Source organism: Roseomonas sp. KE0001, from assembly GCF_016107285.1.
Taxonomy (GTDB): domain Bacteria; phylum Pseudomonadota; class Alphaproteobacteria; order Acetobacterales; family Acetobacteraceae; genus Pseudoroseomonas.
Genome location: NZ_RCVQ01000011.1, coordinates 79401 through 91257 on the forward strand (window position 1 = coordinate 79401; position 11857 = coordinate 91257).

The window sequence follows — 11857 nt, forward strand, 5'->3', positions numbered from 1 at the left end:
TCTCCGGACAACCTGACGCGCCACCTCAATCATGTGGTGACTGCACCTCGTCCCATCTTCGCTGCCGCAGCCCGGCCCGCTACTCGCGCCAGTACGCCCAGGCGAGCCACAACAGCCCGGCTATTCCGCCCGCCGTCGCCGCCGACCCGGCCACCGTGAACACCACCACGGTCGCGGCCTGCCCCACGGTGGCGCCCGGATCCACGATGCCGTCCAGCCAGCCAGCAGGCATTGGCTCACCGCCGAAGACCAGAATCGCAGCGGCTAGCGCTGACACAGCCGCCATCTTCAGTGTGTAGGTTGCCAGCCCCATCGGTCGCTCCCTTGCCCCTGGCATCGAAACGTCCGGGCAGCATAGGAGGTTCATTGCCGCTTGCCAGGGCTCATGGCACCGGGGCTAGGCTCGGTCCGCAGGAGGACCGCCCATGCCGCCCTACCCAAGTGACCCAGCCATCCAAGCCGAGGCCCGGCGCCTCGCCTCCGAAGACCTGGACCGTGACCTTGGCGCCGTCGCCGAGATGCTGGCCGAGCGTGGCCATCATGGTCCCGATGGCAGGCCATACGCCGCACGCACCGTGGCCAACTTGCTCGACGAGGAACTCGTCCATAGGCGCGAGGACCGACAGCGGGCGCTCAGGGCCGAGGCAGGTGCCGACTTCAACCGCTGGCTTGCCCAGCATGGCCAGGGGTTCGTCGCGGGTGGTGCGGATGCCTTCCTTCAGAAGGCAGCCTCGCCCGAGCGCTGATTTCCTGACCTCCGACGAGGCCCTTGTCTGGCGGCGTGACCATCCCGTCCTGCACGATCTCGTCGCCGGTCGACTGGTCCGCCTGCCAGGTACGAAGCAGGCCGAGCTCCGGGAGGTCCCGGCCACCCTCGCCGCCGCGGTGTGGATGGTGGCGAGCCACCTCACGGCGAGCCGTCGGTGGGTGGCGAGGCCAAAGGACGAGTTTGGCGCCGTGCCACTCGGCGTGGCGGCGAAGGACTGTAGCGGTCTCACGCAGTTGCTGCGGTTGCCGGAGGCGATCTGGCCCGGCTGCACCGCTCCAACCCCGTTATGGCGCCGTTCGAGGTAGGCTTCCCGGGCGCCAGCTTGCTACGGGACAGCGGACGCTTTGCCGCTGTGGAAGTTCACCGCCGCTAACGAGTCGAGACGCTTGCGCCTTCGGCTCCGATGACGAGGGTCACACCCTCAATCAAGCGAGTACATCGTCATCGTATCCCTAGCGGACGCCTTCACCTCCAAGCTTAACCTCGAGCTCGCCACGAAGGAACGAATGACCCGCTTGGCAAACTCCTCATCCTCGAAGCCGTCCCGATAGAGCGCGCCAATCGCGGTCACGGCCATGATGGACTTCGCAGAGGGGCGGGAGACGCCGACGTCTGACATGCGCCATTCAAAGCTTGTCTGCGAGCCGTCTATCGCCGCCTGCAAAGTGGCGTCGTCACCATCCCGCTGCACCACGAAGATCTCGCTCCAAAACTCGTTCGCAGCGGCGAAGGCCCGAGGATACTTGTCCTCGCCCTTCATGAGGGACCCAATCACGTCCAGCATCTACACCTTCCAACGGCTCAGCCCAAGCAATGGAGATGGGGGGCAGCTTTGGCGCTTTCAATGAACACGTGCGCGACGGGCAAGTCTTCACATGGTCCAGTCTGGGCCACCTTCTGCTTCCGGAGGGTACGACCTCGTACTCGGCTCGTGCTCCTCGCTCGCGCCTCTTCAACAGCGTGGGGCAGTGAACCCAGGCATCGGTGACCGATGCGTGCGGTGCGGCCTATCCGGGCGCCGGATCCGCCCGGTTCCCCCTCGACACAATGAGCATGTCGGCATCCGGCAGTGGCCTCTGGAGTTGCTGGGCGACATCCCAGGGCGCCATCCACCTCAAGGCGATGCCGGTGATGCTGACGACACCGGACGAGATAGACACTTGGCTGCAGGCGCCGTGGGGGATCGCCCGCGAGCTGCAGCGACCATTGCCGGACAACGACATGCTCATCGTGAGCAAGGGTAACCGCAAGGATCCGGCCTAGCCTGGCGCGACCTGATTGGCGGGTCGTCTGGCTGGCAAGCGGCGACTGCACCTCCACACCACCCCTCGGTCATCCACGGATTCCGATTCGGCCCGGCTCTCAGGCGAACGCACCTTGAAGGTAGCAGTCAACGCGGCAGGAACAGGCCCTTGATGCAGGCGGAATTGCAGACGGCAATCTGGGTATGGGTCTTCAAGTAAAAGCCTCCGTCCGGGTAGACGGGCTCGCCTTCGGTGAGGAGACCGCGGACGGTGTCGAACGGGCCCGGCTTCTCGCTTCCGGCAGGCAGATCGTAATCCTCCTCCAAGATGGCATGGAGGCGGCGGATCACGGCGCAGTCCAGGTTGCGGAGCAGCTTGTCGTTGGTCGTGCTGCCCCTGACATCCCTATTACGAGGCAGCGCCTGCCCGCTCTTCTCCCGCGTGGCCACCAGACTGTCATAGGCGTTTCTCAGGAGATTGAGGTTCTCGCGGACCAGAAGGTCCAAGCAGTTGCCCAGGTCGATGACGGCACCCAGAACAAAGGGCTTCTTGTAATCGCCACGGGCGACCTTGTCCTCGGCCCACTCCAGTGCGCGTCCGGGATCGCCCTCCCAGAAGTAAACACCGGGGCCGAGCCAATCATAATCTTTCTCACTCCGCAGCAGGTTCACCTCACCTGCAAGGGCCTTCCTGCCCACCTTCTCATCGCAGTCGTGGTAGCCCAATACGAAGGAAGTGGCGTAGCGACTCAACTACGAGCTGCGGTTGGCTTCTTCGACGGCTTCTTCGGCGCCGGGCCACCGTATTCGGGGGCAAGACGACCATCGGCCGTCCGGATGCCCTCGCGGACCAGCGCTTCACGGGCAACGGCACGGGTGGTCGTGTTCACCTCGGTGTACCGCCTCGCCATGATCTCGAAGGTCTTGCGCTGGGCTTCCGTCATCTACCGCTCCTGTTGCCGGATAACCTAGTGCGCCCCAAGGCTTGAAACGACATCCGCGAGGCTTCCCCCGCAGCCCCACTCCGGGCGCAGGCGGTAACGGGCGTGCAAGGTATAGGACCGATTCAGCGGTGTCTCGCGCCATCCCAGGCGCCAGAGTCGCCCATCACTGTCCAATGTAGCCTTGATACCTCGCCCTCCAAGGCATAGGGTTCCGACATGTCGAAGGAACCCACCCTCCGCGCCGTCGCCCGACCTTCCCCGGACTTCACGGACCGGGCCTACTGGGCCGGGACCATCAAGATGGCGCTCAGCCGTTTCTTCGTCCTCCAGGTGCTGCACGACGGCCCGGCGCACGGCTACGACATCGCCCGTGCCGTCGAGCGGACCACCAACGGCTGCTGCTCGCCCTCCGAGGGTGCCCTCTACCCGACGCTGCGCGAGTTCGAGCAGGGCGGCTACCTGACATCCGCTTCGGAAATCGTCTCCGGTCGCGAGCGCAAGGTCTACACGCTGACCGACAGGGGCCGCGACGCCTTCAAGGTCGGCCTGGAGGCATGGATGGACGCCACGGCGGCCCTGACCGAGACCGACCGCGCCGCTGCTGCCCGCGACCAGGCCAAGGGTGCCTGCCGATGCTGACCGTTGGCTTGCCCACATACATCGCCCACCGAGGCATACCCAAGGGGAACGTCAAATGACGTCTTGCTGCTCCGCCACGCCGCGCCCTCAGAACAGGGCCTCTGAGGGCCACGCCGCCCTCGGATCGCTACCTGTCGCCATCATCGGCGGCGGTCCGGTCGGCCTCGCCGCCGCAGCGCATCTGCTGGAGCGTGGCCTCGAGCCGGTCATCCTGGAAGCCGGTCCCTCGGTCGGCACGGCGCCGCTTGCCTGGGGCCACGTCCCCATGTTCTCCCCCTGGCGCTACAACATCGACCGGGCGGCCCAAGCCCTGCTGGAGCGGCACTGCTGGATGGCGCCTGACGCCGATGGCTTCCCGACCGGACGCGAACTCGCCGACGACTACCTGGCGCCGCTCGCCGCGCTGCCGGAGATCGCTGGCCGCCTGCGCCTGAACACGCGGGTGACCGGCGTCGTCCGGCAACGCGTGGGCAAGGTCCGCGACGCCGGGCGCGAGGACCAGCCCTTCGAGGTCAGGTTCCAGGCCGACGGACGCGAGGGCCGCCTCCTCGCTCGCGCCGTCATAGTGGCCATCGGCACCTGGGGCAGTCCCAGCCCGGCCGGTGCCTCCGGTATGCCCGCCGTGGGCGAACGCGAGGCCGCCGAGCGAATCCGCCACGGCATGCCGGACGTGCTGGGCGCCGACCACGGCCGCTACGCGGGCAAGCGCGTCCTCGTCGTCGGGTCGGGCCACTCGGCCGTTGGCACCCTCATCGACCTCGCCCGCCTGGCCGAACAGGCGCCGGGCACGGCTGTCCTGTGGGCGGCCCGCGGCGCCGACCTGACGCGGGCCTACGGCGGTGGCGCCGCCGACCAGCTGCCGGAGCGCGGCGCCCTCGGCCAACGGCTGCGGCGCCTCGTGGAGGCCGGTGCCGTCGAGCTGCTCGCGCCCTTCGCGGTGGATGAGGTTCGCCGGGGCACCGGTGGTTCCCTGCAGGTCAAGGGTCTCGAAGGCAGGACGGTGGCGGCGGACGAGATGGTGGTCGCCACCGGCCTACGGCCCGACCTCGGAATCCTTGGCGAGGTCCGCCTGGACCTGGACCCGGCGCTGGAGTGCCCGCGCGTGCTGGCGCCGCTGATCGATCCCAACCTGCACTCCTGCGGCACCGTCCGGCCGCACGGCGCCTTCGAGCTCCAGCAGCCGGACAGCGGGCTTTTCCTTGCCGGGATGGCCAGCTACGGGCGGGCGCCCACCTTCCTGCTGGCCACCGGCCACGAGCAGGTGCGCTCCATCGCCGCCTTCCTCGCGGGCGACCTCGAGGCCGCGCGCCGTGTCGAGCTCGATCTGCCGGAGACCGGCGTCTGCAGCTCGAGCCGCGTGCTGCCCGGCGCCGCCGACGTGGTGTCCTCTTGCTGCGCTCCCGCGGCACCCCCGGTCGCCTGCTGCTCCTCGCGGCCGGAGCAGGAGCTGGTCAAGGAAACGACGTGCTGCGGGACCAACACCGCGCGGGCGACCGTACCGTCCGAGCCCGCCGAATGAGCCAGGCCACGACACCGGGAAGCGCCCTTGCCGGTGCGGCAGCAGGCCGCAACCGGCTGACGGTCGTCTCGGCCATCGGCGTCGGCCAAATCCTTGCCTGGGGTTCCTCCTACTACCTGCTAGCCGTCCTGGCCGGACCGATTGCCGCGGACACCGGCTGGCCGCTCACCTGGATCATGGGCGCCCTGTCTATTGGCATGCTGGTGTCCGGCTTGGCTTCGCCGCGCATCGGCCACCTGATTCACCGGCACGGCGGCCGCCCCGTGCTCGCCGCCAGCGCCGTCCTGCTCTCCGCGGGCCTGCTGCTGCTCGGGCTGGCGCCGAGCCTGCCGGTGTTCGTAGTCGCCTGGGTGGTGCTCGGGCTGGCCATGGGGGCCGGGCTCTACGACCCGGCATTCTCGACGCTGGGGCGTCTCTGTGGCGAGCAGGCGCGCTCGGCCATCACCCACGTCACCCTGTTCGGCGGCTTCGCCAGCACGGTCTGCTGGCCGCTCAGTGCCTTCCTGGTTGACCACCTGGGCTGGCGCGGCGCCTGCCTGACCTACGCCGCCATCCACCTCGCCGTGGTGCTGCCGCTCTACCTGTTCGGCGTGCCGCGCGAGTTGGCCAAGCCCGCTGCGGCACCCACGGCCGCCAAGGCTGCCGTGGCGCCAGGCCATGTGCAGGCGGGCCAGCGCTACGCCTTCGTCGTGCTGGCAGCGGGGTTCACCCTGGCGGCGGTCATCATGACCGTCATCTCCGTCCACCTGCTGACACTGCTGCAGTCGCAAGGGCTGGCGCTGGCGGCGGCCGTCGCCTTGGGCACGCTGATCGGCCCGGCGCAGGTCGGCGCCCGCGTGCTGGAGATGCTGTTCGGCAAGAAGGCGCATCCCATCTGGAGCCTGGTCGCGTCCGCGGTGCTGGTGGCGGTCGGCCTGGGCATGCTGGTGGGTGCGCCCGGCGTCGTGGCCGCAGGCATCGTCATGTACGGCATGGGCAGTGGCGTCCGCTCCATCGCCCGCGACACGGTGCCCTTGGCCCTGTTCGGCAAGGAGGGCTACGCCGTGCTGATGGGCCGCATCGCCATGCCGACCCTCATCGCGCAGGCAGCCTCGCCCTTTCTCGGCGCCTGGCTGCTGGACAGCTTCGGCACGCAGGCGACGCTGGCTATCCTGTGCGGGGCAGCGATGCTGAACATCCTGATGGTGCTGGCACTCGTGCCCAATGCGCTCCGGCGTTCCTGACAGTCATCCTCCATCCAAGAAAACGAGGTTCCCGTGCCTGAACTGATCACAACCGCCCTCACCAATCAGCCCGCCGAGGTGACCATCCGGCCTGCCAGAGAGGCCGACATGGACGCTGTTGCCACCATCTATCGGCACCACGTGCTCCATGGCACCGCCACCTTCGAGACAGAGGCACCGACGGCCGAAGATATGCGGCAGCGACGCATCGCCATCACCGAACGCGGGCTGCCCTACCTGGTGGCCGAGGACACCGATTGTCGCGTGCTCGGCTACGCCTACGCGGGCGCTTATCGGCCCAGGCCTGCCTACCGGAATACACTCGAGAACTCGGTCTACATCAGCGAGGAGGCCCGAGGGCGCGGCATCGGCCGCCGCCTGCTCGAGGCCCTCATCCAGGAGTGCGCCGCACTCGGCTACCGGCAGATGGTGGCCGTCATCGGCGACAGCGCGAACGAGGCGTCCATCCGCCTGCACAAGGCGTTCGGATTTCAGCCGATCGGCACCTTGCGCTCGGTTGGCCGCAAGCACGGGCGATGGCTGGATACTGTGCTGATGCAGTTGGCTTTGGGGGACGGTGACGAGACGGCACCCGAGGTGGAGTAAGGGCCTTCCCCCTGACATCCTTCGCCAGCAAACTGGCGAAGGCGGTACTCGGCATGGTGGGAACCAGCCTCCGCATCAGCAAATGCAGATCAGCTTGGCGACGCTGCCGATTTGGCCGCTATGCCCGACGCAATGGCCGCCACGACCACTCACAGCAATCGACTGCTAGCCCATGGCCCTCCTTGCGCTGCGCCTAGGTAGTGGCCGCTGTTCCCGACAAGGTCTCAATCAGTGGGCATGTGGCCTGCTCCCCGGATTGACATTGCTGCACGGCACCATCCAGTACACGCTCCATCGCCTGGAGGTCGGCAATTCGGGAGCGGACATCCGCGAGGTGTGCTGCGGCGATGCCATGGACCTCGGTGCAGGCGCCTGCACCAAGTTCGAGGAGCGCGCCCACCTCGTTCAGGGTGAAGCCAAGCTCCCGCGCGCGCCGCACGAACCTCAGCCGCCTGATGTCCTCCTCACCGAAGAGGCGGTAGCGCCCCCGGCGGGCCGGTATTGGAAGCAAGCCAATCCGCTCGTAATAGCGGATCGTCTCGATGTTGCAGCCCGTCCGCCGCGAGAGTTCACCGATGGCAACGCCGCTCTGCCCCATCCCATGCGCCTCCTCAGAAAGGACTTGAGTCTGTAGTCGCTACAGACGGTAGGTAGGCTGCATAGCTGAGACAAGGAGGCCGACCGTGTCCGACACCCAAGTGAATGCTACCCCGGCACATGGGGCGGTCCAGGAAGCCGGTGCGATGGTGCTGACGACGACGGGCATCGCCGCAGCCTTCGGTGCGGCCTCCTGCTGTGCGCTGCCGATGCTTCTTGGCTCCCTCGGGCTGGGAAGCGCTTGGCTCTTCGGGCTGGCGGTCCTTCTGGGGCCGTACCGCACGATCCTGCTCGCCGCCGCAGCCGCGTGCCTGGCTGGCGGAGCGGTCCTGCTCTGGCGCCAGCGGGCAGCGGTTGCCTGCGAGCCGGGCTCCGCCTGCTCCCCCAACCCAGCCCTCCGGCTTGTCGTTCCGGCAGGTTTGGCGGTCGGGATCATCCTGTTGGTGCTCGGTTATGCGTACGTGTGAGGACCCGATGATCCTGGAGTCGACAATCACCTGCCCGCACTGCGGCACGGCGAGAACCGAGACAATGCCGACCGATGCCTGCCAGTACTTCTATGACTGCACCGGCTGCGGAACGCTGCTCCGGCCCAAGCAGGGCGACTGCTGTGTGTTCTGCTCCTACGGCACGGTGCCGTGCCCGCCTGTCCAGGTGGACGGGAAGGGTTGTTGCCACGCGGAAGATCCGCCGCCAGCGGCTGGCTGACCCTTTCCCCGCGTGGTCGGCAACGGCGGGATGACCGTCACTCCGCAGCAAGGCCGGGGTTGGCGGGCACCAGCCTCGGCACCCAGCGGATGTAGACCAGCATGGCGACGAGTTCGACGAGCGTCTGCGTCACCACCGCGGCAGGCAGCAGCGCACCGGCTTCCGGGATAGCGAAGGCCAGCGGCAGGACGACCAGGGAGTTCCGGGTGCCGCCGCTGAAGGTGACCGCCCTCGCCGCGCCCGCCTCCAGGCCCGCATACCTGGAGATGACGCTACCTACGACCGGCATCAGCGCGGCGAAAGCGACGTAGACCGGCACCAGCATGGCGACGGAGCCTGCCTGGGCCGCCACGTTCGGGGCAACGGCCGCGATGACCACCAACAGCACCACGGCCATCAGGGGAACGGGCAGCCATCCCATGGCGTCCGCGACCGCCTTCCCGGCGCCGAAGCGCGCCGCCCACGCCTGAGTGGCCGCGGCGAGAGCCAGGGGCACGGCGATCAGCCAGACGAAGGCTTCGATGAAGGGACCGGGCTGCATCATCGCCATGGCCCGCTCGCCGATGAACAGGCCGAGGTAGACGGGGAGCAGCAGCATCTGCGCCACCAGCAGCACCGGCGTCGCCGCCAGGATGAGGCGGGCGTCCCCGCGGCCGAGGTGGGTGAACACGACCACGTAGTCGATGCAGGGCGCCAGCAGCACCATCAGGACACCCAGGCGCAGCACCCATTGCTCGCCGGGCAGCATGGAAGCCAGGGCGAACGCCACCAGGGGCGCGGCAACGAAGTTCACCGCCAGCAGCGTCAGCAGGAAGCGCCCGTTGGCCAGGCTCCTTCGCAGGTCCGCCAGCGGCACCTGGAGGAAGGTCACGTACAGCAGGGCCGCGAGGGCGGGGTTGATGACCGCCCCCCACGCCGCGCCGGGCGCGGCGACGGCCGCGATCGCGCCCGCCACGACGGCGGCGAAGTAGATGGCGACTTGGTTCTCTTCCAGGCCGGTGCGGGTGATGGCCAAGTTGTCGGCTCCTCCGTGGTGAGCGGGCAACCGATGTCACGCCGCGGGTGTGGTGACGTGGTTAGGCTCGCCAGCCGCAGCAGGCAGCCCGCTTTGCAAGGACCGGAACGGAAAGGTCTTCCAGGAAGGTGCACCGGCTGGCCGGGCCCCGGCGCAAGCCGCCGTGCCATACCCCAGGAAGCCGCGCCCTCGCTGTGGCGCCTGCCCACCTGCTGCTCCTGCCAAGGGCAGCAACGATGGGCAGCGCCGTTATCATCATGCCTGTTGCATGCACCACCAAGCAGGCAAGCTGATAAGTTGATGGCGGCTATCGGTCGGACTGCTGTTCTCCCTGGCCTGCCTTATCAAGGTCGCTACGAGCATCACGGATGATTGCCCAGGCGGATTGCAGGAACAGCCCGGCGATGACGAACGCCACGGCGAGGTCTGGCCACGCAGTTTCGGTCCACCAGACCAGGCCCGCCGCGACCACCACGGCCAGGTTGCCGATGGCATCGTTGCGACTGAACAGCCAGACGGCCCGGACGTTGGCGTCGCCCTCGCGGTGCGGCATGAGGACCGCTGCGGAGGCCACGTTCACCACCAGCGCGACGGCGCCGAAGAGGCCCATGAGCTCGGCCTCGGGCTGGTTCAGCACCAGCACCCGATAGCCGGTGGTGGCGAGCACGCCCACGCCAAGCACGGCAAGAAACAGGCCCTGAATGAGGGCGGAGCGGGCACGCCAGGCGAGGCTCCAGCCGATCGCCAGCAGGCCAAGGAAGCTGATTAGGCCATCGCCGAGGAAGTCGAGGGCGTCCGCCTTGAGCGCCTGGCTGCCGGAGATGAAGCCGCCGACCATCTCCACCAGGCCATAACCGACATTGAGGCCGACCACGATCCAGAGCGCCCGGCGGTAGGCGGGCGTGATGTGGGCGAGGTCCTTGGGCAGGTCGTCGTCGTCGCTCATCCGATGCTCCCGAGCCAAGACCGTACCGATACGTTCAGGGGGTGCCGGATCTGAAATAGCGGACCGGCGCGGCGCCCATGGCCATCAAGATGTCGCGTGCTACGAGGTGACGGGCGCCTTTCGTACATTGGAAAGACCTCAGCACCGCCACCCAGATGCACGGCCCAAGATGACCGTGAGCTCAATGCTGGGATCGCTGGCCGCTTCGGAGAGGCCGTCCAAAACCGGCCGATCATTCTGCGTCCATCGCCCTGGCAGCGCTCGTTCGAAAGCGGTCAATCGGCAGCTTCAGGTATGAGGTGCCATTCGCTTCCGGCTTCGGCAGACGTCCGCCGCGGAGGTTCACTTGCAATGCAAAGAGCATCATCGCTGGCAGAGGAAGCGTTCGATCACGTTCCTCCCGCAGCCGAACGAACCCGTCCTCTCCGCCGCTGTCCCGTAGGTGAATGTTGGTTGCCCGCTGCTCCGCTACGGTGGACTCCCAACGCGGTTCGCGCCCGCCCGGACGGTAATCGTGGCCGGTGAAGAGGCGTGTCGTCGGTGGCAACGCGAGGATGCTCTGGATGCTGCGGTACAAGGCCCGCGCGTTACCACCAGGGAAGTCGGCTCGTGCCGTGCCCGCATCCGGCATGAAGAGGGTGTCATGCACGAACGCGGCGTCGCCAACGACGTAGGTGACCGAGGCCGCGGTGTGGCCTGGGGAAAAAATCACCCTCACTTCCGAGGCGCCAAGATTGAAGCAGTGACCATCTGCAAACATGTGGTCCCAATAGTCGCGGCCACCGACCTCGAGATCGGGGATGTTATAGATGTCCGACCAGATCGCCTGAACTGCGAGGGTCTGTTCGCCAATGCCTGTTGGCACGCCAAGGCGCTCGCCCAGGTAGGCGACGGCAGAAAGGTGGTCAGCATGCGGGTGGGTGTCGAGCACCCATTCCGGGATCAGTCCGCGCTCCCGGATATGGGTGGCAATCTCGTCGGCTGGCTGGGTCGCAAGGCTGCATGAATTGCGGTCGAAGCTTAACAAGGGATCGATAACCGCGCATTTCTTTGTTTGCGGATCCGCCACGACGTAGGAGACGCTTCCGGTCTGATCATCGTAAAAGCCCCGTACGATCGGCTGAGACGGCATTCTGTTCTCCCTGTTTTTGCGCGGTGTCGCGGAAGCCGCGATGGTGGCCACCTTGGGACACCGAGCACGATGTCTTTCGGCAAGGGCGCACCCGGCGAGGGCCGAGGAGCGCTAAACCCAGCCGGGCGGAGTTGCATGCTTCGCGGTGTGGCTGACGGCGTATTAGGCGCGCTTCTTAGAATCCGCGGCGCCGCTCATCCGATGCTCCCGAGCCAGGGGAAGAGTTGGAGCATCAGGATGGCGAAGTCAGTCAGGTGGCCGGTAATCATTGCCACCCCCATCGCCACCATGATGCCACCCGCCACGATCTGAAGAACGCGCCCGACGCGTCGCAGGCTGCGGAACGGGCCGCGTAGAAAGGCGTCGGCGAAGGCGGCCACCAGCAGGAAGGGCACGCCCAGCCCGGCCGCATAGGCGGCCAGGAGCATGATGCCGAGGTGGCTGATTTCGCTGGTGGCGGTCAGCGCCAGGATGGCGCCCAGCACCGGACCGATGCAGGGCGTCCAGCCGAAGGCA

The 11857-nt window shown here is 67.5% G+C and carries 17 protein-coding genes; 8 read left to right on the forward strand and 9 right to left on the reverse strand.

All coding sequences use genetic code 11. The features are described 5' to 3' along the window. Nucleotides 1–79: 79 nt before the first annotated feature. On the reverse strand, nucleotides 80–313 hold the full coding sequence (locus D9598_RS18350; protein ID WP_099095917.1) for a hypothetical protein: 234 nt from the start codon (nucleotides 311–313) through the stop codon (nucleotides 80–82). Between the two features lie 112 nt (nucleotides 314–425). Here D9598_RS18350 and D9598_RS18355 point away from each other — a divergent pair, with 112 nt between their 5' ends. Continuing rightward, nucleotides 426–746: a hypothetical protein gene (locus D9598_RS18355; RefSeq protein WP_141563148.1), complete on the forward strand. Its 321-nt coding sequence runs from the start codon at nucleotides 426–428 to the stop codon at nucleotides 744–746. A gap of 444 nt (nucleotides 747–1190) precedes the next feature. Here the strand turns inward: D9598_RS18355 and D9598_RS18360 are convergent, their stop codons facing one another. Further along, complete coding sequence (locus D9598_RS18360) at nucleotides 1191–1553, reverse strand: hypothetical protein (protein ID WP_099095914.1); 363 nt, start codon at nucleotides 1551–1553, stop codon at nucleotides 1191–1193. A gap of 200 nt (nucleotides 1554–1753) precedes the next feature. On the opposite strand from D9598_RS18360, the gene D9598_RS21205 reads away from it, so the two are divergent. Beyond that, complete coding sequence (locus D9598_RS21205) at nucleotides 1754–2032, forward strand: SOS response-associated peptidase (protein ID WP_232477424.1); 279 nt, start codon at nucleotides 1754–1756, stop codon at nucleotides 2030–2032. 127 nt (nucleotides 2033–2159) lie between these two features. Here the strand turns inward: D9598_RS21205 and D9598_RS18370 are convergent, their stop codons facing one another. Continuing rightward, nucleotides 2160–2765, reverse strand: coding sequence for a hypothetical protein (locus D9598_RS18370; RefSeq protein ID WP_099095913.1), 606 nt, complete (start codon nucleotides 2763–2765; stop codon nucleotides 2160–2162). After that, nucleotides 2762–2956 carry a hypothetical protein gene (locus D9598_RS18375; RefSeq protein WP_141563147.1) on the reverse strand — a complete coding sequence of 65 codons (195 nt, stop codon included), beginning with the start codon at nucleotides 2954–2956 and terminating at the stop codon, nucleotides 2762–2764. Before D9598_RS18375 ends, D9598_RS18370 begins: the two co-directional genes overlap by 4 nt. Nucleotides 2957–3172: 216 nt before the next feature. On the opposite strand from D9598_RS18375, the gene D9598_RS18380 reads away from it, so the two are divergent. The 4 genes from D9598_RS18380 to D9598_RS18395 are packed head-to-tail and all read left to right on the forward strand — an operon-like array spanning nucleotide 3173 to nucleotide 6943. Then, entirely contained in the window at nucleotides 3173–3595 is a 423-nt protein-coding gene (locus tag D9598_RS18380; protein WP_099095912.1) for a PadR family transcriptional regulator, read from the forward strand. A gap of 55 nt (nucleotides 3596–3650) precedes the next feature. Further along, nucleotides 3651–5114 (forward strand): FAD-dependent oxidoreductase, encoded by a 1464-nt coding sequence (locus D9598_RS18385; RefSeq protein WP_198368007.1) that lies wholly within the window; start codon nucleotides 3651–3653, stop codon nucleotides 5112–5114. Next, a complete protein-coding gene (locus D9598_RS18390; protein WP_176559832.1) occupies nucleotides 5111–6337 on the forward strand; it encodes an MFS transporter in 1227 nt (408 codons plus the stop codon). The genes D9598_RS18385 and D9598_RS18390 overlap by 4 nt, the downstream gene beginning before the upstream one ends. 33 nt (nucleotides 6338–6370) lie before the next feature. Further along, on the forward strand, nucleotides 6371–6943 hold the full coding sequence (locus tag D9598_RS18395) for a GNAT family N-acetyltransferase (RefSeq protein WP_007002444.1): 573 nt from the start codon (nucleotides 6371–6373) through the stop codon (nucleotides 6941–6943). Between the two features lie 193 nt (nucleotides 6944–7136). On the opposite strand, the gene D9598_RS18400 is transcribed toward D9598_RS18395, so the two are convergent. Continuing rightward, nucleotides 7137–7541, reverse strand: a complete 405-nt coding sequence (locus D9598_RS18400) for a MerR family transcriptional regulator (protein ID WP_007002445.1) — start codon at nucleotides 7539–7541, stop codon at nucleotides 7137–7139. 85 nt (nucleotides 7542–7626) lie between these two features. On the opposite strand from D9598_RS18400, the gene D9598_RS18405 reads away from it, so the two are divergent. Beyond that, the gene (locus D9598_RS18405; RefSeq protein WP_245538228.1) at nucleotides 7627–8007 is read left to right on the forward strand and encodes a mercuric transporter MerT family protein; all 381 of its coding nucleotides are present in this window, start codon (nucleotides 7627–7629) and stop codon (nucleotides 8005–8007) included. Nucleotides 8008–8014: 7 nt separating this feature from the next. Then, nucleotides 8015–8248 carry a GDCCVxC domain-containing (seleno)protein gene (locus D9598_RS21520; protein ID WP_081798710.1) on the forward strand — a complete coding sequence of 78 codons (234 nt, stop codon included), beginning with the start codon at nucleotides 8015–8017 and terminating at the stop codon, nucleotides 8246–8248. 37 nt (nucleotides 8249–8285) lie between these two features. Here the strand turns inward: D9598_RS21520 and D9598_RS18410 are convergent, their stop codons facing one another. The 4 genes from D9598_RS18410 to D9598_RS18425 form a co-directional block, all read right to left on the reverse strand. Continuing rightward, on the reverse strand, nucleotides 8286–9263 hold the full coding sequence (locus D9598_RS18410; RefSeq protein ID WP_007002448.1) for an arsenic resistance protein: 978 nt from the start codon (nucleotides 9261–9263) through the stop codon (nucleotides 8286–8288). A 307-nt stretch (nucleotides 9264–9570) separates the two neighbouring features. Further along, nucleotides 9571–10209 (reverse strand): cation diffusion facilitator family transporter, encoded by a 639-nt coding sequence (locus D9598_RS18415; protein ID WP_007002449.1) that lies wholly within the window; start codon nucleotides 10207–10209, stop codon nucleotides 9571–9573. A gap of 232 nt (nucleotides 10210–10441) precedes the next feature. Beyond that, on the reverse strand, nucleotides 10442–11341 hold the full coding sequence (locus tag D9598_RS18420) for an MBL fold metallo-hydrolase (RefSeq protein WP_007002450.1): 900 nt from the start codon (nucleotides 11339–11341) through the stop codon (nucleotides 10442–10444). 194 nt (nucleotides 11342–11535) lie between these two features. Further along, a partial coding sequence (locus tag D9598_RS18425; protein WP_304621614.1) for a cytochrome c biogenesis protein CcdA occupies nucleotides 11536–11857 on the reverse strand: 322 nt, incomplete at its 5' end.

What these genes read in the sequence shown, in the direction of transcription:
- D9598_RS18415 (WP_007002449.1), bottom strand. Translation starts at nt 10,209, where the DNA reads ATGAGCGACGACGACGACCTGCCCAAGGACCTCGCCCACATCACGCCC.
- D9598_RS18350 (WP_099095917.1), bottom strand. Translation starts at nt 313, where the DNA reads ATGGGGCTGGCAACCTACACACTGAAGATGGCGGCTGTGTCAGCGCTA.
- D9598_RS18375 (WP_141563147.1), bottom strand. Translation starts at nt 2,956, where the DNA reads ATGACGGAAGCCCAGCGCAAGACCTTCGAGATCATGGCGAGGCGGTAC.
- D9598_RS18400 (WP_007002445.1), bottom strand. Translation starts at nt 7,541, where the DNA reads ATGGGGCAGAGCGGCGTTGCCATCGGTGAACTCTCGCGGCGGACGGGC.
- D9598_RS18380 (WP_099095912.1), top strand. Translation starts at nt 3,173, where the DNA reads ATGTCGAAGGAACCCACCCTCCGCGCCGTCGCCCGACCTTCCCCGGAC.
- D9598_RS18390 (WP_176559832.1), top strand. Translation starts at nt 5,111, where the DNA reads ATGAGCCAGGCCACGACACCGGGAAGCGCCCTTGCCGGTGCGGCAGCA.
- D9598_RS18420 (WP_007002450.1), bottom strand. Translation starts at nt 11,341, where the DNA reads ATGCCGTCTCAGCCGATCGTACGGGGCTTTTACGATGATCAGACCGGA.
- D9598_RS18385 (WP_198368007.1), top strand. Translation starts at nt 3,651, where the DNA reads ATGACGTCTTGCTGCTCCGCCACGCCGCGCCCTCAGAACAGGGCCTCT.
- D9598_RS18360 (WP_099095914.1), bottom strand. Translation starts at nt 1,553, where the DNA reads ATGCTGGACGTGATTGGGTCCCTCATGAAGGGCGAGGACAAGTATCCT.
- D9598_RS18355 (WP_141563148.1), top strand. Translation starts at nt 426, where the DNA reads ATGCCGCCCTACCCAAGTGACCCAGCCATCCAAGCCGAGGCCCGGCGC.
- D9598_RS21520 (WP_081798710.1), top strand. Translation starts at nt 8,015, where the DNA reads ATGATCCTGGAGTCGACAATCACCTGCCCGCACTGCGGCACGGCGAGA.